The organism is Armatimonadota bacterium (genome assembly GCA_013314775.1).
Classification (GTDB): Bacteria; Armatimonadota; Zipacnadia; order Zipacnadales; family JABUFB01; genus JABUFB01.
This window is the reverse complement of the sequence record JABUFB010000008.1, coordinates 35,784-57,051: the sequence shown is the minus strand read 5'-3', so window position 1 is coordinate 57,051 and position 21,268 is coordinate 35,784. Positions and strand designations below refer to the sequence as shown.

Sequence of the window (21,268 nt, the reverse complement as noted above, 5' to 3'; positions counted from 1 at the left end):
GATGCCCATAGCGCGAGGCGAGTTGAGTACAGGGCTGCCTGACCTGGACCGCGTGATCCGCGGCCTCCTGCCCGGCGACAATGTGGTCTGGCAGGTGGATGACCCGGCCCACTATCGACAGTTCGCGATCCCCTTTTGCAGAGCCGCGGTGGCCCAGGGACGCGAGACCATCTATTTCCGCTTTGCTTCCCACGACCCGTTGGTGGAGGCCACTGGTGGCGTGCAGGTACTGGAGCTAGACCCGCGTTCGGGCTTTGAGAGTTTCGCTAGCCAGGTGCGCGAGACTATCCAGCGAATGGGCACCGGTGCATACTACATCTTCGACTGCCTGTCGGAACTGGCCGAAGTCTGGCTGAGTGACGAGATGCTGGGCAGCTTCTTCCTGTTGACCTGCCCATATCTGCTGGACATGGAGACTGTGGCGTATTTCGGCCTGCTGCGCAATCGCCACTCCCCGGAAGCCACGGCGCTCATCCGGCAGACCACCCAGATCCTGTTGGACGTGATCCTATTCGACGGCGAGGAATACCTTTACCCCATCAAGGTGCAGCAGCGCTACTCCCCCACCATGCACAACCTGCACCTGCTGCACGGCGACAGTTGTACCCCCGTGGTGGACAGCGACATCATCGCCCGAATCCAGCAGGCGGCGCCGTGGATGAACCTCGGGTCGATGGGGGGCGGTCCCGGCTTGTGGCACCGGGGATTTCGACAGGCTGAAGAAGTCCTCGAGTACGGTGAGGCAGTACTGGATACTCGACGTGATCCCGCTGGAGAAGCGGCCCCTGCAAGGCCGCGTTCCTGGGACCTGAAGAACCGCCTCTTACGCATGGCGGTGTCTCGCGACGAACGAATGCTGGGCCTTCTCGACCGGTACCTGACACTGGAGGACCTCGTCGCCATACGTCGTCGCATGATCGGAACGGGCCTCATCGGGGGCAAAGCTGTGGGGATGCTGCTCGCACGCGCAATCCTCAAGGCCTCCGACCCGCGTTGGGAGACGATCCTCGAGCCCCACGACTCCTTCTACGTGGGCTCGGATGTCTTCTACACTTACCTTGTGAACAACGGCGTCTGGTGGGTGCGCGAAAAGCAGCGCAATCCGGAGGGGTTCCTCGAAGGCTCAGAGACTGCACGCCAGCACCTTCTCACCGGCACATTTCCCGACTATGCCGAGAAGCAGTTCCTCCAGATGCTGGACTACTTCGGCCAATGGCCCATCATCGTGCGCTCCAGCAGCCTGCTTGAGGACAATTTCGGAAATGCTTTCGCGGGGAAATACGAGAGCGAGTTCTGCGTCAACCAGGGCCCGGGGCAGCAACGCATCGGCGATTTCCACTCCGCCGTGCGCGCGATCTACGCCAGCGCAATGGGCGAGAAGGCCCTGGTTTACCGAGCCCAGCGCGGCCTTCTGCAGCGAGACGAGCAGATGGCGCTGCTCATCCAGCGGGTATCGGGAAAGCTCCGCGACGGTCTGTTCCTGCCGGACTTGGCGGGGGTTGGGCTGTCCCTCAACCCGTACGTGTGGCACCGCGACATCGACCCTTCCGCGGGTGTGCTGCGGATCGTCATGGGCCTCGGGACCCGCGCGGTAGATCGCACCGATGATGATTATTCGCGGGTGGTGGCGCTCAATGCCCCGCGCAGGCGCCTGGAATCGACTTTCGACCAGATCCGCCGCTACTCCCAGCGTCGGGTGGACTGCCTGGACCTGGAGGCCAACCGGCTCATCTCCGTCGCGCCCGGGGAGCTGGCCCGCCGCGCGCCGGACCTGCCCATGTCCATGCTCGCCTCATACGACCGTGATCTCGAGGAACGCGCGGGACGTTCCACACCAGTCTCGCCCTGGGTGCTCACTTTCGAGGGCCTCCTGGAACGGACGGAGTTCGCGGAGGATATGCGCAGGATGCTGGGGGCACTGCAGGAGGCCTACCAGTACCCGGTGGACGTGGAGTTCACCACGAATCTGAAGCCGGACGGCAGCTACCGCGTGAATCTTGTACAGTGCCGTCCGCTGCAGGTGCGAGGAGCCGGGCCGGATACCAGCATGCCCGCGGATATCCCGGCCGGCAGTCTCTTGCTGGCATCTGCGGGCCCCATCATCGGCCAGAGCACCGATCTCAACCTGGAGCGCATCGTCCTAATCCGGCCCGATGCTTACGCGCGCCTGCCCCTCAATCAGCGGCATCAGGTAGCCCGGTTCGTGGGTTCGTTGGCGGGAGTAGGGACGAATCCTGAAGGGCGAGGGGTGCTCCTCGCGGGCCCGGGACGCTGGGGGACATCAACGCCATCCCTCGGGGTCCCAGTCACTTTCGCGGACATCAGCGGCGCAACCGTTGTCTGTGAGGTGGCAGCGATGGGCGAGCACGCCCCGCCAGACGTATCCCTGGGCACTCATTTCCTGAACGAACTGATCGAAGCGGACATGCTTTACCTTGCGGTCTATCCAAGCCGCTCCTCGCACGTACTCAACGAAAGGCTCATCGAAAGCTTGCCAAACCGCCTCGCAAGGGTGTTACCAGATGCAAGCGGGTGGGCCGAAGTGATCCACGTTCTGGAGGCCGCAGACCTGCCGCCGGGCACTCGTGTACGCTTCACTGCAAATACCCCCGACCAGCGGGCCGTCTGCTACCTGACTGGTGATTTCGCTACCGGTCAGGGTTGTTGAGCACTGCGAAGGCTCTCAGGCGCCAGAAGAGGTCGGAAGAGTTGGCCACCAGTGCAGCCAGTTCCGCTTCCGCCTTCCAGTCGCCGGCCGCCGCCCGGGCATGGTAGCCGTCCACTCCAGCCAGCAGATCCTCCACCTGCCTCGTGGGAGCCACGCCGTCAGGGCCGGCATCGGCAAGCAACTGCATCGCTTCCGCGCGGAGCTGATCCACGTCGAGTTTCTGTACGCCCAGCGGCCGGAAGTCGGCCTCGGCAAGGCGCGCTGCATCCGCGGCGCCCTGTGTTTTCAGGTACTCTTCGGCTTCGGCGTTGGTGTGCCCTGCGAAGTCGTAGAAGCCCATCAATGCGCGGCCCTTCGAGGGGTCGTAGTTGAGAGTGGTCAACACCGCATAGCCGCCAATCGAGACGCTGCCGCTGGTGAGGCCATCGGGGTTGAGCAGTGCCGCGCATGGGCCATCGCCCTCGCCCTTGGCCACGTCAAAGATGGTGTCGTAGTAGTAGAGCCACGTGTCTGCTTGGGGGTCGACCACCAGCGTCTTGCCCTGCCCCTCATCGGTCCGCGGTGTCATGCAGTGCCGGTCACCCACGCGCTTACGGGCCGATGTGAAGAAGCTGGGGTAGCAGCGCAAGGACGCCTGAGCTGTCTTCACTTCCTTGCCCTCAAGGGGCGTCCAGCCCACTTCGCACAGCAGGTGATTCGCTCCCGGCAGGAGCAGGAACCGGAGCATCACGGTTGCATCGGGATGTGCGAAGACCACCTGGAACAGGCCGCGGCTGCCGCTCTCCAGCACCCGCCAGTCCTCCACAGGGCAGTTCGTGGCGTCCACCCCGTTGATTATGAACTTCAGGAAGCCGCCCCAGTACCAGTTTCCTGAGATCGGCTGGGGCATGCCGAAGTTCCCCTCGGAACTGGGCCGCTGGATGCCGTGGGATGGGTCGACGCAGCCCGAGTAGCCCAGTCCGTAACGGATCGCTCCCGAGTCCAGAGTGACGCTGCGTTTTTCGATCTTGTGACCGGCCGTACACTCGTGGGTCGCCGGCCCATAGCTGACGGCGGGGGCGCTGGCCACCACGGCGTCCTCGTCACAATCCACAGGTGGGCCGCAAGCAATCCCCAGGCCAAACAGCGTCAGGAGCACCCCGATCAGTATGCGCACTGTCATGTTTTCGGCCCCTTTCGCGAACCGCGGCAGCGTTCCTAGCGAACAGTCCAGTTGGCCTCGGCAGTCTGCTTGCTGAACAGCTCCGTGACTCTCACCCGCCAGGTGCCGGGCTGGTCATTGGCCGCGATCAGCAGCGGGACGGTGGCCTTGCCGCCCTCGAGGATGGCCACCTTACGTCCCCACAGCGGACTGTTGCCTTGCGGGTCGATGACCTCCACCCAGACAGCCTGCCTGCTCGATGCTCCCTCGGGCACGTCCAGTGAGACCGTGGCCTCAAATGGCTCACCCGGCTGCGGATTCTGCGCGCTGAGTGCCAGAGAAAGCCCCGTGATCTGCCTCGGCGAAGCCAGGAAGAAAGACGCCCGTCCCCACTTCAGCCGCGTATCCACCTGCTTCACCAGCCCCAGATACTTGCCCGCGCGCAGGTCGTATACGTGCATGGGCTGGGGTAGCGCGATGCGAGCCGGCTGCGGAGTGCCCGCGGTGGTCCCGCTCTTCGGGCCAAACCAGGCGTTCTCCATCCTGCGCATCAGGCCGAACACAAGCGTGTCTCCACTGGCCCAGACCCGCGTCTCGGTAACGGGCAGCGGGCCACCGTCCGGCGCAGTCATCTGCACAGCCGCCGAGGCTCCGGCGCTCTCGTACAGGGCCTTCAGAATCGCGCGCGTGCCGGCGCCTTCGGGGTCGGTTGTTCGCCCCACGGTTGGGTGGAAGTTGAGCAGGATCGCCCGTCCTGCGCCCACAGAGTTGACCAATAGCACCGGCGTGTCTTCGCACATGCCAAGGGCTTGGGCGCTCGCAGATGCCACGTCTATGTCCACTTTCGCCCGAGGGATGCGCGCAGAGAGACTGACCCCGCCCACTGCGCCACTGACATCAACGGACATCTCTTTGGGTGTTCCGCGACCCTTGCGGGTAATGCCGAAAAGGTCATCCAGCAGACCTGGCATGACCGGCTTGCAGTGGCCGTCATACACGCCGGGGCGCACGTCGGCGATCACCGTGCCTCCGCGCTCCACGAACTGGCGGATGATCGCCGCTTCCTTCGGACTGAGTGCCTGCGCCATGGGCAACAGCAGAACACGGTAGTTGCCGCGCTCCAGTTCGCCGTCCGCAAGCGTCGCGGCGGTGACATACTTCACGTCCCTCCCGAGTTCGTACGTCAAATTGACGAAGTCGTTGTGCGCACCTTCCGCGGATGCGAAAGCGCCGCTGTTTTCCAGAGAACCGGACAGTGCCGACGGGACCGAGTAAAAGACCGCGATCCCGCTGTGGAGCATGTCCGAATTGAGCAGCAGATCCCCGAGGCCCTCACGCACCGGCCGCATTTCGTCCTTCACGTCCTCGATCGCCGGCCAGAAGTCCAGGGTGGGCCGCAGATACCCCCGCCAGCTGCCGATGCCCGACCACATCCAATACCAGACGCTGTCCATGCCCTTGATGACCATGCGCCACGCTGCGTCAGACAGGGCGTCACCGGTCTTTGAGTAACCCATCCAGTTGGAGCGCACCCGGTCACGGTCATAGATCGAGCGGACAATATCGTCGCCCAGTGAAGGGTACGGTCCGTAGAAGGTGTTGATGGAGGTGATTGCGTCATAATCGTCGCCAAAGCCACCGGTTCCTTCGAAACCGCACAGGGACTCCGGGTCCAGCTTGCGGTAGCCGTCTACGAACCGGCCCGAGAACTGCATGAGGTTGTAGCGGGCGAAGGCGGCCCGGTCGAACCAGCGCGGGAAGTTACTCTTCTGCGCCTGGGTCTCCATATTGTCCTTGGGGTCGAGAAGGTTCACCTCGTCGAAGCTCGCATAGTCGCTTCCCCATGATTCGTTCAGGGCCTCAATCGTCCCGTACTGCCCCTGTAGCCACTGGCGATAGGCCGCGATGCAGTCGGGGTGAACGCAGCAGCCCTTGGTTACGCCCTCGTCGCCCAGGGAGTAGACAAACACCCCTTGCTCACGGAGGTTGATCTGGTTGTCCACGATTTTCTGGACATACTCCGCCGCCGCCGGATCGTCATTCCAGCAGACGGGCTGCATGTAGCCGTTCTCGTCCTTGGGATCAAGAATGCGGGTGCTGTACGGCACGATCGATGCATCGCATGCCTTGAGGGCCGCGGGTTGTTTGGACTTGCCGAATGCTCCCATCAGACAGACGTTGTGTCCGGCTTCCTGGAGTTGCCGCCAGGCGTATGCCGCGAGAGTGTCCCTTGGGGCGTCCCACATCACGAAGTTGAACTGTCCCTGTCGCCGCTTCGGCACAGTGAACTCGGCAGTCTTCATCTCGACCTCGGCACCGTCCGCAAGCAACGCGACCTCGCAGCGCATGAGGATCGTCGCGAACTCATCCGCGGTGTAGTCGAAGGTGTACTCAACCTGGCCTGCCTGTACCGGGATATCTCGCTGCAACAGCACTCGGTCGTAGGAGTCCCGCATGCGCATGCGCAGGACGCTTCCCTCCGCCGGCGTTCCGCGCAGAGTCGCCGTGGCCGTGATGGTCTCGCCGCGCTCGATGAAGGTTCGGTTCATCTCCACCTTCTCAACGCCCGCCGGACTGGTGACGGTGATCAGGCCGGCGCCGAAGGCGACGGTGCCCCCTTCGCCGATCACCCGCGCGTCCACGTAATACTCCCCGGCTCGCAGAGATGGCAGCGGGACCTGCACCTGGGTCACGTCGTCGGGGCGCAGCGCCACTTTCTGCTGACCCAGGGGAATCTTCAGCCCGTCTTCGGCGCGCCGCAAGGACGCGAACACAGTCACGGGCATTTCGCGAGCCGCGGTGGTGGACAGTGAGACTACAGCAGCCCGATTGGGCGCGTCGCGGGAGACGCTTGCCGTCTCATCACCGTTGACCGCCGCCACCTGAACCGCGCCTTCCTTGCCCGCCGCCCAGAGAGCCGCGCGCCCTGCGAGGGCCATCCAGTATTCATAGTCGCTCAGCGCTCGGAAGGAGAACTCTTTGAAGGGTGTGATCGCATGCGCACTGTATTTCAGCCAGACGCCGCGACCCCTGCCGAGTTGGTAGGCACCCACATACTGGCTCGCCGGCTTTCCGTCCAATGCAGGCAGACCGCCGGTGAGCACTCCCGGCGTGGGGGTGATCTCCCGCCGCGCCACCATGAAGTCCTTCGCCGGCGCCCCGCAACACAATAGTCCGGCGCCCTTCGCCACTTTCTCGAGGATCATATACTGCATCTTGGCGGGGAGGCGTTCGAAGGCGAATCCGGCGATGACGTACAGGTCATACCGGTTCTCCAGCAGCTTCTCGGCGCGCCTTTCACCGTCTCGCAGACCGTGAAAGACCCAGGTGTCGCCCCTCCCGCAGAATAGGACGGCCTCTCCGGGCAGGTCGAAGCGCTGCTGCAGTTCCACCGCTTCGCGCACGCGGGTTCCCGTGTCCTCCCACGTACCGTCGTACGGGCCGGTGTACACGAAATACAAGGCCCGCGCGGGACCTGCCGACCAGGCTTTGCCCCACGGCTCATGGGGCGTGGCGAGGTTGGATGCCAGGGAGCAGTCCTCCTCGACTTCCTGCGCATTCGTGGCGCAGAAAGCGGGAGACGATCCTGCAATCAGCGCGATCCCAAGGGTGATAACGGCGATCCAGCGTTTCACCGTGTCAGACCTCCCTGTATTGCCATGAAAGCCGGCTAGTTATTGCGCAGCAGCTTGTGAATCATGTATCCCCATTTGCATGCGTATGACGCTTCCATCAGGTCATCGGCGTCCAGCGCAACCGCTCGAAGCTCCTCTGTCGTAGCCTCGTCTGCCTTACTCGCGGCGCGTTCCAGCCGCCGCCAGCGCCGCCGCACGTCTCGCGCCCTGCTGCCGTACTCATCGTCTCGCACGGCCTCGCGCAGTGTGGGTGCATACTCCGGCGCGCCGGCAAGTGCATCCCGGATCATCCCGAGCAAGTGCCGGCGGTATCCCGAATTGATCCGGTTGGTCATTTCGGCGAGCTCGGTCTCACCGGGCGGGTTCCCGGCGAACACGATTACGCCGAAGTTCTCGGGCTCATTGAACTGCCGCGTCAGCGGAGACCAACTCGTGAATTGGTGCCCGCCGGATCTGCGCGTGAAGATGTTCCGGCACACATTAGCCCCCCACCTGTCCCCCGACCTCGGCTTAGCGGAAAGCACGGAATGGGGGATGCGCATCTCCAGGGTGTAGTTGTCTACCCCGAACTTCGAGCCCACCTGCACCTTGGTGAAGTCGGGGGAACCCGCGCCACAGGTGCGCATCCCCCGGGCAGTGATCACCAACTGGTACACTGTGTTTCCAGGTCCACCGGGTTGGAAGAACAGCTCGATGCCGTCATCCAGCCAAGCCTCGCTGCCATCCGCAATCTGGAACTTCATCACCGACACGTCGGGCTCCTCGCAGACCACGGCCACATACAGCGCCTCGTCATCCCAGCACATACGCGCCAAGGTCTGCTTGGCGAAGGCGTATCCGTTGCCGAGGATCGAGAAGCCGGTGGCGACCGGGGTGTTCGCCCAGACGGGGTCTCTGAGGACATCTCCGTCTATACTCGGGGCGGCGCTCACACGAAAGCACGGGTAGGTGAGCGGCGCCCCGTCGCTCATCGCCGGAAAAGCGAATACGAGTAGCAGGCCCGCGATCGTCAGCATGCGCATCGTAATACCTCCGCATCCAGTTAGCGGGCGAACTCGATGATCCCCGCCTGCATGACGTCCCACGTATGGGCGCCAGTGCCCTGCCACATGGTCCACTGCTCATCTGCGGTCTTCCGGACGCTCAGGTTGAACCACACCTTCGGGTCCTTCTCCGGATCGATGCCGAGCGAGGCAAGGGGCACCGACCACTCGGCAGTCCAGCGCTTGGTGTCCACCATGGTGGCAGCGTACTGCGTGCCCTCTTTGGCCTTCTTCACCACGGATTCTGGGGCGCCCGCCTCGTCGGTGCTCTCGAAGTGCCCGGACGGGAACCCTCGCAGGACAATGATCGGCGCGTCCTTTGCCTGGCCCTGGAATGCGATTTCCACCGCATCATCCTGCCCCCACACATTCCCCGGCCGGATGGGGAACTTGGGGTTCACGGGGTTGTCGATGCCCACGTAGAGCCGGGCATCATCCCACGCGATCCACGCGGTGCTCGCAGGCGTCTGCTTCGCGCCGTCAACGCCCTGCTCAATGACAATGCCTTTTCCTGTGTCCAAACCGAACCACTCGTCTGCAGTCAGGGAGCCGTCCACCGTCACCTGTCCCGCGAGCCGGGGCAGTCTGAACACCACGGGTGCGGTTCTCTGGGCACGAGGCGGCGGAGGGGGTGGGGAGACCATGGGCCGCGGCTCATGGACAACCGGCCACGTCGCCCGGTTCTCGTCGTCGATCAGGCCGATGAGTTTGATCGGGATCCGCCTGAAGCCGAGATCAAATGCGGGAGATTCGTCCCTCAACTGGAAGTTCAGGTTCTCGGGGTCCACGAACATGGGGTCGCCTTCGAGCATGTTGTCCTCGAAAGTTACCAGCGGCTTCGCCCTGCCGTCGAAGTCTCCCCAGCGTCCGCCCACGCAGATGTTTCGCGCGATCAAGTTGCCTCGCGGCGCCATTGGGTCTTCGTCGAGGATGTTGGGCAGGCCGGGGTACCTGGAGGCCCAGGGCTCTTCCTTGTAAGGCCACTGCTCCAGCTTGCTCTTGAGCCCCTCGAACCCGCCTGCTGCCCAGCCGAGGCCACGCGAGTCTACGTGAGTTGCCGGGACGCAGTCCACGAAGATGTTATTCTCGATGGTGCAGTCGCGCCCGCCGCCGATCATGGCCGCCCGGGTCACTTTGTAGAAGACATTGCCGTACATGGTAGTGCCGCTGAACTGGTCGTCGAGATACATGCCCACGCAGCCGCGACCCTCGCGGCCGTTGATGTGGTGCAGGTAGTTGTAGCGCAACACCGTGCCCCGCATGCTCCAGTCGCGGCCGGTGTAGATCGCCCCGGCGTCATTGGACTCATAGCTCACGCTATGAATCTCATTGAACTCGATCAAGTGATCGTTCCCACCGAACCCCATAGCCATGTGCGGTGCGTCATGGATCAGATTGTGCCGGGCCACATTGCCCACACCGTACAAGCTGATACCCGGCTGGTAGACCCGCTTCCAGCGTGCGTATTCGTAGATGTGATTGTTCTCGGCTACAAGATTGGCCGGCGTGAGGGTCCTGCGGTCGCCACCATTGAGGGAGATGCCGCCGTTGGCCGTCTGGGTGATGTCACATCCGTAGACGCCACTGTCCCTGCCGGACATGCTCACCGCCGCGCCTCCGGTATTGCGGATCACGCATGCCGCGATGCGCACGTGGTCGGCATTCCCGATCACCACCGGCGTCCCGCGGGTGGCCTCAATGATGAAACCCCGGAACTCCACGTTACTGGCACCATCGCAGCGGATAGCTTCGCCCATCACCGAAACGATTGGATTGCCTTCGGCCACTGGACTTGGCGGCCAGAAGTAGAGGATCCCGGTCTCGCGGTCCAGGTAATACTCTTCGGGCGAATCTAGCTCAGCCAGCAGGTTAAATGCGGCCCACCAGGCGCCTTTGCGATAGCCGTAGCCATGGTAGGGCGGCTTGACAGTAATCGTCCTTGTGGCGGGATCGATGGACTCGATCTGCTGGCGCTCATCAGCCCAGTCCCAGAACCAGTAGCCGTGCACCCACGGGTCCTTCTCGCCTATCCATCGCGAGGGGCGGTCGCCGTCGTAAGTGAACTTGCCGATTTTGTCACCGGGGATGCCGTGGATCTTGTGGGGTGCGCCGCCGGTGACATCCACGATCGTCGCGAAGCCCTCATTTGGCCAGCGCGAGACCTTCATCGGCCTGTCCTGGAAGAACAGCTCCAGCCGCTGCCCGTCCGCAACCGGGTGCCCAAAGTCGGTGATACCAAGGGCCTTGAGGTCCGCCTGCAGCACCTTCCCCCGGGCTTCGGGCATGAGGCGCTCCAGTACCGCGGCGTCCTCCACAGGTACGAAATTCGTGACCTTTCTGCCGCCCACGAGGCGGACCTCAGTGCCCGGCTGAGCTCGGTAGACCACAGGCGCACCCGGTGACCCGCTGTCTTGGGCATCGAGAGCGATCTTGTCGGCCAACTCGTACACACCGGCCTGGAACTGGACGATTACCCCGCCAGGAGGCAGTCCGCCCTCGGCCTTCATCTTGCGCACTTCGTCTCGTGCGCGGTTTGCAGTGGCGAAAGGGCCATCATTGCCCGCCGGTTCGGCTGTTCTCCCGGACCAAGCATCGTTACCGTCCGGCGCAACATACAGGGTCACGGGTTCGGCGCACGAGGACACCAGGCACACCCCCGTAGCAGCGAGTATCAGCGCGAGCAACAGCGCCTGCCTCAAGATCATCATAGTTAGCTTTCCTTTCACTGCGTCAGTCTGTCGTGGGAAAAGACGGGTTCGCGTCATTGGGCGTCGAAGCGCTCCTTCAGCCAGCCCAGGAGTATCCGGTTCACTTCATCAGGTTTCTCCAGATTCAGGAAATGCCCGGCGTCGGCCACCACTTCCACACGAACAGGTCCACCGATCCTGTCCAGCGCAAGCGCTCCGTGCAGCAACGCGGCATCGCCCGGACCGTACTTGCCGCGCCCGGCATACAGACCAAGAACCGGGCAGGTGATGGCGGGCAGCCATGGCCGCGAGTCGAAGGCAGCAATACTCGGCCAGATCGTGTCATACACGGCCTGCGTCATGTGATCTATAATGCCCTGCCGTTTCTCTTCGATCCATTTCCTCGTATCTGTGTGCAGCCCTTCTACAAACATTCCCGGCAGGTGGCGGCTATTGAGCTGCAGGCAGGTGAATGCGTCAACCAGCGCTATTCCCAATACCTTCTCAGGTGCATTCCGCCCGATCTCAAGGCTCATCATTCCGCCCAGGGAGTGCCCGATGAGCAGTGCCGGGCGTTCCAGCTGGGTGTCTGTCACCCACCGGGCCAGGCCCTCTAGTGACAACTCCACCCCTTTGCCCGATGTGCCGTGGTAAGGCAGGTCGGGCGCGAAGACCTGCCATCCGTCCTCAGTCAGAGCTTTCGCCTGCGGCTGCCAGAACCGAGAGTCACAGCCGAAGCCATGGATCATCAAGACCCTCGGGCGGGTCGCATGACTCGTTCTTGCCGGGTGCATCCGCGTTGACCCTCGCGCGTTGGGTGCTTGCATGGATGCATTTCCTGACGCGCTCACGGCCAACCTCCCAGGTCATGCAGGACGTCCCACTACTCGCCGGGAAATACCATCCGAACCAACTACGCTGCCACCGGAGTTTCAATATGCTTTTCGATTCCGTCTTTCGGATTGCCGGTATTCTCATCGGCGGCGCCGCGATAGCGCTGCCTTTCGCCTGCTCCGCCCAGAACGCCCCCGACGATGGCTCCCTCGCAGCATATCGCGCCAAACGGGCTGAGGCCGCTCACCGCACACGCCGGATCATCTTCAACAATGACGGGGACGACCACCTGCTTTCGGGAGATACGTCCATCGACGCATTCTTCGCGCAGCGCACCACGCCCCTGGACGGCTCACAGGTGGACACCATCGTCTATTGCACCTCGCGCCCCTTCGGCATGTTTCTACACGAGACGAAAATCGGCGAAATCCTCACGGACCGTAACGCATTCGGCCCGGGACGGGTAAACATCGTGCCGGACCTCCTGGCGCAGGGCACTGATCCCTTGCGCCTGATGATCGACCACTGCCGCCGCAATGGTCGGGAGATCATCTGGTCCATGCGGATGAACGACACCCACGACACCCCGCATACGCCTGCCAATCCGCACTACTACTTCTCACAGTTCAAGAAGGATCACCCGGAATACCTGTTTGGTACACCCTCCAATCCACCGAAGTTCGGTTCATGGACAGCGGTGGATTTCGCCGAGCCTGAGGTGCGTGACTTCCTCTTCAGTATCTTCGAGGAGATCTGTCAGAATTACGACGTGGACGGCTTGGAGATGGATTTCTTCCGCCATCTGGTGCTTTTCCGCACCGTCGCCAACGGTTCGCGCGCTTCAGACGAAGAGCGGGAGATGATGACCGAGTGCGTGCGCCGTGTCCGAAAGATGACGGAAGTCGAGGGCATGCGTCGGGGCAAGCCGATCCTGCTCACGGCCCGGGTTCCGGATTCCGTGGGCTACTGCATGGGTATGGGCATCGACATCGAGAGGTGGATGGACGAAGGGCTCATCGACTTCCTGGTGGCGGGAGGGGATTTCCAGCTAAATCGGTGGCAATACAGCACAGACCTCGGGAAACGCTACGGTATTCCGGTCTATGCCGACCTGGACCCCTCGGTACGCTACGATCTCGGCAAGCGTTTCGACCGCAATTCGGTGGAGGCGTACCGCGGCCGGGCGATGGAAGCCTGGCATGCCGGCGCGGCGGGGATGTACCTGTTCAACCTCTTCAACCCGCGACACCCGGTGTGGTGGGCCATTGGCGACCCCGAAAAGATGCAGGGCGAGGACAAGTTCTACTTCGTCAATGTCACCGGCCGCTCGGGCTACCTGCGCTCATCACGCGCTCTTCCGGATGGCGATGAGTTCGACAACCTGCCTACACTGCACCCGGCGAGCCCCGCGCGTCTGACGCCCGGAGAGGCGCTCGAAGTTGATCTGCCGGTTGCGGAGGACTTCGCGGCAGCCAGAGCCGCCGGTCTGAATCCCACTGTAACCTGCAACGTCTTCGCGACCTTTGATGACATTCCGGTGCTCAGCCTCAACGGAACACAGATTTCCGGAGCGCGAGACGAAGGCGGCTGGTTCACGTATCCCGTAGACCCCGGAATCTTGAAACTCGGACTGAATCGGGTGCGGCTGTCGAGGGAACAGCAGCTGAAATCCTCTGCCGCCTGGGACGTGGACTGGACATGCGAAGTGCAAGCGCCCACGCCCTGGAGCCGCGGCGGCCTCCCAACGGGCACAGAGGCGAAGATGCAGGACGGCGCGCTGCTCATCGCCGATCGCAGCGCAGAGCGAGGCTCATACCTGTACTACAGCTATCCGTGGAACGTAGATCCGGCGATCAAGGCCACGGTGGAAGTTCGCGCAAAGGCGATCTCCGGCCACAGTGGCGTCATCATCGCCAATGGGGTCGCTGAGGACGAACTGCACATCTACTCGGACCGTATCGATCTCCTGCGTGCCGGCCTGTCGCACGCGATGGACGCTGCGTCCGATTTCCACGACTACCGCGTGGAAATCGAGGGTTCGGACATCCGGGTCTTCGCGGACGGAGAGCTGGTGATCGATGGGCCGGGCAAGCTCACGGCTCCGGCGGCGAACGGCCGCAATTCCGTCAGCTTCGGCGCCAGCACCAGCGGCACCATGGGCGAGGCGCTCTGGGAGCGCATCCGCCTCCGCACAGGCACCGGCTCGGTGCACGATGTGGTGCTGGTGGTGGATTACCCGTAGGTTTCCGGTCTGGCTCTGCCGTCAGAACAGGAAATCCTCCCGGTCCGCCGCAGTCCCCGTGTTCGCCCCTACTCATTCTCGCCGGGGAATCTGCCCTGACCATTCGGCGTCGGCAGTTTCCCCGCTAGAATGTCCTCGTAGAAGGGGTTGTCCCGGGGCATGATCGCGCCGACCTCACCGCGCCAGTCCGACAGTTCCTCCTGGAGACGCTCGGTGACATCGGGCCGCCATGTGCTCTGGTCGAAACTCTCCGAAATGTCCTCGGCCAGGTTGTACAGCGCCGTGCGACCGGTCTCGTAGCACTCAATCAGTTTCCAGTCGCCGTCGCGGATGGCTCCGCTTGGGAGGCTCCCCTGGTTCGAGTAGTGGGGGTAGTGCCAGCAGAATCGCCTCTCGGGCAGAGGCGCGCCGCTGGTCAGCGTATCCAGGATGCTCACCCCGTCGCAGTGGCTCTCGATCTCCAGGGGCATACCGGCGGCCTGCAAGAAGGTCGGGTACAGGTCGCACTGCCACACAGGGTCGGACACCACGCGGCCGCCGGGTATCCCCTTCGGCCAGCGCCAGAGCATGGGGACCCGCAGCCCGCCCTCTTCCGACCACCCCTTGCCCTCAGCGTAAGGCAGATTGCAGGTAATCGAACCCTCCACACCCACGGAAAGCCCGCCGTTATCGGACAGGAAGACCACCATGGTGTCCCCATCGATACCCTCGTCAGTGAGCGTCTGCATGATCCGGCCCACATTCCAGTCAAGGTTCGCGATCATCGCCGCATAGCCCGGGTCGGACTGCACTGTGCGGCGCTGGATCACCTGCCCCGGGTAGTGCAGCGCGGGGTGGGGTTCGCCCGGAAGCAGCGGATCCACCCGGTCTAACCCGAGCCGGCGCGCTTTCGCTTCGAACCGGTCCACAAGAGGCGGCGGCGACACGATGGGCATGTGCACCGCGTAGTGAGACAGGTGCAGGAAGAACGGGCGGTCACGATCCCGCCTGCGGATCAGCCCGATGGCCTCGTCAGTCAGGCGGTCGGTGAGGTACTCGCCCTCGCGGCTCTGCTCCAGGCCGGGCAGTACCGAACCATCGCGACCAACGTAAGGGGCGTAGTAGACCCCCGGAATGTGGTACAGGCCGCCGTGGTGGTCGCCGCCGATATTCACCTCGAAACCGTGGTCCGTAGGCAGGCTCTTCTCAGCCGCGCCGCCCAGGTGCCACTTGCCCACATGCCAGGTTTGATAGCCTGCCTCGGACAACGCCGTGGCGATCGTCCGGTTTTTCGGAGGCAGGTAGAAGTGGTAGGGCGCTCCCAACATCCGACCCATCGCGTTACCGGGGATGTAGTTGGTGATGCCCACTCGTGCCGGCGCGCGCCCGGTCATCACCGCGGCTCTTGCTGGAGAACAGAGCGCGCTGGCAGCATAACCACAGGTAAAGTTGACGCCCTCGACCGCGAGACGGTCGATGTTCGGAGTCTCGTAGAAGGTAGAACCCGTGCATCCGAGGTCACGGGCGCCCATGTCGTCGATGAGGATCACGATGATGTTAGGGGAGGCCATGCTGTCACCTGCATTCCGGGTATTGCGCAACCTAATGGTTCGGTCTATCGTGACTGACGATCACGGGGACTTTCGTACTGATTCGACACTCGGCGTGCTGTTGACAAGGAGCCAACGCGCATGTTCGAGATCGACCTGTCTCGTTACCGGATGGTGGACCTGTCGCCAATCATCGCCCCGCCAGGAACTGATGAACGACCCCTGGAGGTTTCCATCGGCCGCCTCGCCGATGACACATACCGCAATGATATCCACCGCCTCCATACCCACGTGGGCACCCACGTCGAGGCCCCGGCCCACTACTATGAGGGCGGCAAGGTTGTCACCGAATACCCTCTCACCGAGTTTTTCGGCCCCGCAGTGCTCCTGTCCATCGATGACCCGGCGGACAAGGATGTGACCGGCGAAGTCCTGGACCGTCACCTGTCCGGCGTCTGGAAACCCGGCAGCATTCTCCTCTGCCGCAATGGTCTGCGCGACACCCGCGAGTCCATACAGGGCATTCCGAATCTTACCCCGGACGCCGCCAGGTGGATGGTGGATAACCAGGCCAAACTATTGGTCATCGACCGCTGGTTCGGCCTGGGTCGAGACATCCCGGAGACCCGGGAACTGCATGACATCCTCATGAGCCGGGGCATGTGCATCGTCGAAGTGGTGGTCCTGGACGATCTGAGGCGCCCCGATTGCTTCTTCATGTGCCTTCCGGTCGCATTCGCGCTGGACAGCGGCTTCGCTCGGGCATTTGCTCTTGAAGAGCGATAGGGCGCGAGTCACACCTGCGGTGGGTCGGACATTCGCGTTGGCGCCGGCATCCGAGCTCGGACCGTACCCGAAATAGCTGCTCGCACCCACTGCGCTGCCCCTCGACCTGCTGTCTGGAGGGCTCCATTGCGACCCGGGCAGGGACGCTCTCCCCTACCCCACCCCAATGACCCGCACCGGGATGATTGATAGCACGCAGTCTTCCTTGCCCCGGGTCATGCTCACGTACAGGTTTCCGTCGTGCTCGATGGCCGCCGGGTACGACCACTCCGTGGTCTGTCCGACCATGCTCCCGTCTCCCCAGCCCCCGAACAGCCGCCTGCGCGGGTACTGCTGGTGCCTGATCTTCCAGACGCGCCGGAACCTGTCGCCCCCGGGGTCGGTGACCGCGATGGATATCAGCGCCCGGCCGTCCTTCGCGTCACACGTGATCAGGTAATGCTGGCCCGTGCTCAATCTGCCACAGTATGGCTGGCTGGCGCAGAGCGGATAGTTGCTGTACTTGAGCGCGGCCCACGTGCGGCCACAGTCACAGCTCATTGACACCGGCGCCCGGGACGCTTCATGGGGCCGACAGATGGCGATCATGCGGTCGCCGAGGTCCATCAACGCGGTCTCTGGGAACACCAGCTTGAGTTCCTCCGGGCGCGGAAGCTGCACGGTCTCCCACGAGGTCAGGTTATCGCCCTCGCTGATGGCGACCGCCGCCTCGTACCAGAAAAGCTCCCCGCCCATGATCCAGTTGCCGTCGCGCATCTTCAGCGGCGGCCGGAAAGGCAGGAATCCGGGTATGCGCGCGCCGGTGCTCTCCCACCGGCCAGAGTCGTCGTCCAATGTGAAAATCTCCACACCCGGCCGGCCCTCATCCCAGCGAGTGAAGTAACCCAGCAAAGTCCCGTTGTCCTCGTGTAGTACAGGGTGGTTGAAGGATTCACCGTGTCCCTCGGATGCCTCCACCCACGTCTCAGCGTCGCGCCAGGTGAACCCGCCGTCCGTACTGACTGTCCCCCGGATCAGTTCGTCGCGCACGTTCACTTCAGCGGTCCGGTGATTAGCCCAACACAGCCACAGGGCGCCGCGGTGGAACGCGATCGACGATTCGTGCAAGTAGTGGTATCCGCCAGGAACGGCCTCTTCAACGGTCACATGTGTGACGATGTCCAGGTCCTGCATCTCCTCTGGGTCGGGAAAGGGCACATCCGGGTCCCAGAGGGGGAAGGGCTCGTCGCAGTTCCAGTCCCTGTGTCCGTGGATCATCGTGGGAGCCTGCCTTTCAACGCGGAGTTCAGCGCGACCATATTCGCCGCGAGTGCGCGGTCGCCTCCCGGCTGGGTTCCCGGGTAACTCAAACTGAACCAGGGGTCCGTGGCAGGCGTTCTGTGCAGGTATGTGCCGGACAATCGCGGAAAGCGTATTCCGTCAGTTACCGGCGAACATCCCGGCGCAATCACTCCATGGAGAAGCCCTCATGTCCCGAGGCATCCTGCCCATGCTGTCCATTCTACTCAGCCTCAGTGGAGCCTTTGCACAGGTCTCAGGCGACGTCGCCCATTGGGCCTTCGAGGGCAACCTTGAGGACTCCAGTGGCTCGGGCAATCACGCAACCGGCCCCGAACTGAAGTACGTGCCGGGCCACACGGGGCGCGCGCTGAGTCTGGCTGGTCAGACACTCACCGTACCCAGCAAGCCAGAGCTCCAGATATCACCCGGGATCGTCATCGACGTCTGGGTGCGGTTCGAGAGCCAACCCAAAGCATACGAACAGATCGTGCGCAAGGACGGCGAATACTACCTGCGCATCGACGCCAGTTCCGAAGGTGGCTGCTATGCGTTCTTCGTGTTCATGGGCGGCTGGGAGCCCCGTGTGCGCGGGCCCGAGCCGCTGGTGGGCAAGTGGCAGCACATCGTCGCCCGCTGGACGGGCAGCGAGATTGTGCTGACCGTCGACGGTGAGGACTTCACGGGCATCCGCCAGGGCGTGCCTGTTCCTACGGACAAGCCCATCGAGATCGGCCCCACCAGCGCGCAGATCGACGAACTGCGAATCGGTAATCCGGGTCTCATCAGCCGCAGGCGCCTGGCCGACGCCACGGCGGCCGCAACGGACAAGTCGAGCCAGGCGCATTTCGGCGGCGCCGATGGCTGGGAGGGCTGGCAGGCGGGCTGGGGCGCCACAACTACCAGCCGGGCGGGCACAACCCGACTCAGTTGCCCGGAAGCTACCTCCATGTTTTTCAACGCGAACCTGGACTTGGATATCACACAAAAGAGGTACCTCTGCCTTGATGCGGGGAGCGATACGGCGAAGTCGGTGCATGTCCATTTCTTGACCGACGTGGGCGAAGGCAGCGTCACCGTCCCTCTGCATGATCTTAACCGCACCACCATTTTCGATCTTGGCCCCAGTCCGATGTGGACCGGGAGGCTCAAGGCCCTGGGCATCACCTTCGCGGACGGCGACGCTCACCAGCTCACCCTCGAGCATCTGTACATCTCGGAGAAGCCCGCGGGAAAGCCACTGGTCTACTTGCGCAGTCTGGCTCCGGGCAGGGCGGTCTTGCGAGCGGGCCGGACCGAAGAGATTCTCACTACCGTACGCGGTCTTGCCCGAGACGTGGAGAGTGTCTCAGTCGCTCTTGAGGTGCCAAAGGGGGTTGAGATCATCGGCGAGGCCACCAAAGACCTCGGGCTCGTGCCCTTCGGGGCAACACGGATCGTGCGCTGGACTGTGCGCGCGGACGAGCCGGTCTCGGGACGCGTGAAAGCCACCGTCAGCGCCCCGGAAATGGCCGCCTTCAGCGAGGAGATTGGCGTGCGGTTCGATCCTCCTGCCAATTTCCCGCCCAGTGATTACGTACCCGAACCTGTCCCGGCAACTTCGAAGTACACCATGCTCATGCATTACTGCCCGCTGTGGAAATTCGGCACCCACTACGGCTGGAACCGCATTGAAGACTGGCCCAACCGCCGGCCTGCGATCGGCTGGTATGATGAAGGGACTCCCGAAGTCGCCGACTGGCATATCAAGTACGCCCTCGAGCATGGTATTCAGGCTTTCATCTACTGCTGGTACCGCGAGAACTGGGGGCCGGATGTCAAGCACACCCTCGGCCACGCCATTCACGACGGTCTGCTCAAGTCTCGTTATGTCGACCGCTTCAAGTTCTGCATCATGTGGGAAAACGGGTGTGCCAAAGGCGTCCAGTCGGTCGAGGACATGATGGACAATCTCATGCCCTACTGGATGGAGAACTACTTCACCCACCCCTCATACCTCATCATTGACAACAAACCCGTGCTTTTCGTCTGGCGGCCAGAGCGGGTCGCTGGCGAGGTCGGCGGCTCGGAAAACGTGGCCCGCATGTTCGAACTCATGCGCGCCGAGTGCCGTAAGAAAGGCTTTGACGGCTTGTATATCATCGGCTGCGTCGGCGGCGTGGAGACCAACCTCCTTCGCCGCATGAAGGAAGAGACCTGGGATTACAGCTCGGCGTATGGCCTTTCGGGCAAGCCCACCAGCCGGCCCGTCAATGACATCGAGGGCATCCCTTACGTGGACCACACCGAATGGGTGACCAGCCAGGCGCAGGTGCTCCAGGGGAAGAAGGACGCGGGTGGAGTGCCTGACATCGTGGATGTCATGTGCGGCTGGGACCCCCGGCCCTGGCACCGCGAACACACGACTTCGTACGTGGGTAACCTCTCGGTAGACGCCTTCAAGCAGGCCTGCCTCAACGCCCGCGAGATCGTGGAGAACACCCCCGGGAACGGTCTCGACAAGCGTCTGGTGGTCTTCGACAACTGGAACGAGTTTGGCGAGGGCCACTACATCGAGCCCTGCACGGGCGAGGGCTTCGGCTTTCTGGATGCTATCAAAGACGTCTTCTGCGACCCGGGCCAGCCATGCAACCACGTGATTCCCGAGGATCTTGGCCTTGAGCCGCCGGAGCGCGTCTACAAGCTGTACAGGGAGATCGTGGGCCCGGAGGCCGTGAAGAAGGACCACGTGGTGGTGGACCACCTGGTGGCACGCTGGAGCTTCGAGGAAGATGACGAAACCCTCGCCTACGACTCTTCGGCCTGCGCTTTCCATGCCATGAAGCAAGGCTTCGAATCCGCGCCAGGCGTGATTGGCAAAGGCTTCCTGTGCAAAGGCGGGACGATCTCACACGCTGCCAGCCCCGAGTTCTGGTCGCCGTCGGGTCTGACCATCGAACTGTGGTACAAGACGGACGTACCGGACCAGACCGACCAGTGGATGATCAATACGATAGGTCAGTCCACCACCGGGTATCGCCTGGGCATGGGTGCCGGGCATATCGTCTTCCAAATGCCGGTAACCTCCTGGAGCCACAACCTGACTTCGCCCGAGCCCGCGCCGCTGGGGAAATGGACCCACGTGGCCGCAACGTACGACAATCGCGTGATGCGCCTGTACATTGACGGCAAGCTCGTGGGGGAACTGGCTCGCGGAGGGAAGATCACGCCGAGCACCGCGAACTTGAACGTGGGCAGCTACACACCGGGACATCCCCGCGCGTACTTCGAGGGCATCCTGGACGAGGTCACGATCTGGGACCGTCCGCTCAGCGCCGAGGAGATTGCTGAACACGCAGAGCTTCCTCAGAAGTAGGCATGGGCTGACCGGGCATAGAAGCGGGGACCGGTTCACGCCCCGGGGCTGTCCCGGTGCTTGTGTCGGT

Annotated in this window: 11 protein-coding genes; 4 read left to right on the top strand and 7 right to left on the bottom strand. The window is 63.1% G+C overall.

Features of this window, described 5'->3' with window-relative positions; all coding sequences use genetic code 11:
- Position 1: 1 nt before the first annotated feature.
- A complete protein-coding gene (locus HPY44_07755) occupies positions 2-2,668 on the top strand; it encodes a pyruvate, phosphate dikinase (GenBank protein ID NSW55890.1) in 2,667 nt (888 codons plus the stop codon).
- On the opposite strand, the gene HPY44_07750 is transcribed toward HPY44_07755, so the two are convergent.
- Genes HPY44_07750 through HPY44_07730 form a run of 5 tightly spaced genes read right to left on the bottom strand, consistent with a single transcriptional unit; the run spans position 2,649 to position 11,923 of the window.
- Entirely contained in the window at positions 2,649-3,830 is a 1,182-nt protein-coding gene (locus HPY44_07750; protein NSW55889.1) for a hypothetical protein, read from the bottom strand. The genes HPY44_07755 and HPY44_07750 overlap by 20 nt on opposite strands.
- A 35-nt stretch (positions 3,831-3,865) precedes the next feature.
- Positions 3,866-7,444 (bottom strand): beta-galactosidase trimerization domain-containing protein, encoded by a 3,579-nt coding sequence (locus tag HPY44_07745; GenBank protein NSW55888.1) that lies wholly within the window; start codon positions 7,442-7,444, stop codon positions 3,866-3,868.
- A 35-nt stretch (positions 7,445-7,479) separates the two neighbouring features.
- Positions 7,480-8,466: a hypothetical protein gene (locus HPY44_07740; GenBank protein NSW55887.1), complete on the bottom strand. Its 987-nt coding sequence runs from the start codon at positions 8,464-8,466 to the stop codon at positions 7,480-7,482.
- A gap of 20 nt (positions 8,467-8,486) precedes the next feature.
- The gene (locus HPY44_07735) at positions 8,487-11,195 is read right to left on the bottom strand and encodes a right-handed parallel beta-helix repeat-containing protein (GenBank protein NSW55886.1); all 2,709 of its coding nucleotides are present in this window, start codon (positions 11,193-11,195) and stop codon (positions 8,487-8,489) included.
- Between the two features lie 53 nt (positions 11,196-11,248).
- Positions 11,249-11,923: an alpha/beta hydrolase gene (locus HPY44_07730; protein NSW55885.1), complete on the bottom strand. Its 675-nt coding sequence runs from the start codon at positions 11,921-11,923 to the stop codon at positions 11,249-11,251.
- 188 nt (positions 11,924-12,111) lie between these two features.
- Between HPY44_07730 and HPY44_07725 the strand changes: the two genes are divergently transcribed.
- Positions 12,112-14,250 carry a hypothetical protein gene (locus tag HPY44_07725; protein ID NSW55884.1) on the top strand — a complete coding sequence of 713 codons (2,139 nt, stop codon included), beginning with the start codon at positions 12,112-12,114 and terminating at the stop codon, positions 14,248-14,250.
- A 68-nt stretch (positions 14,251-14,318) separates the two neighbouring features.
- Here the strand turns inward: HPY44_07725 and HPY44_07720 are convergent, their stop codons facing one another.
- Positions 14,319-15,800 (bottom strand): sulfatase, encoded by a 1,482-nt coding sequence (locus HPY44_07720; protein NSW55883.1) that lies wholly within the window; start codon positions 15,798-15,800, stop codon positions 14,319-14,321.
- 120 nt (positions 15,801-15,920) lie between these two features.
- Here HPY44_07720 and HPY44_07715 point away from each other — a divergent pair, with 120 nt between their 5' ends.
- Positions 15,921-16,565, top strand: a complete 645-nt coding sequence (locus HPY44_07715) for a cyclase family protein (protein ID NSW55882.1) — start codon at positions 15,921-15,923, stop codon at positions 16,563-16,565.
- Between the two features lie 153 nt (positions 16,566-16,718).
- Here the strand turns inward: HPY44_07715 and HPY44_07710 are convergent, their stop codons facing one another.
- The gene (locus HPY44_07710) at positions 16,719-17,822 is read right to left on the bottom strand and encodes an exo-alpha-sialidase (GenBank protein NSW55881.1); all 1,104 of its coding nucleotides are present in this window, start codon (positions 17,820-17,822) and stop codon (positions 16,719-16,721) included.
- A gap of 211 nt (positions 17,823-18,033) precedes the next feature.
- Here HPY44_07710 and HPY44_07705 point away from each other — a divergent pair, with 211 nt between their 5' ends.
- Positions 18,034-21,198: a glycoside hydrolase family 99-like domain-containing protein gene (locus HPY44_07705; GenBank protein NSW55880.1), complete on the top strand. Its 3,165-nt coding sequence runs from the start codon at positions 18,034-18,036 to the stop codon at positions 21,196-21,198.
- Positions 21,199-21,268: the final 70 nt, after the last annotated feature.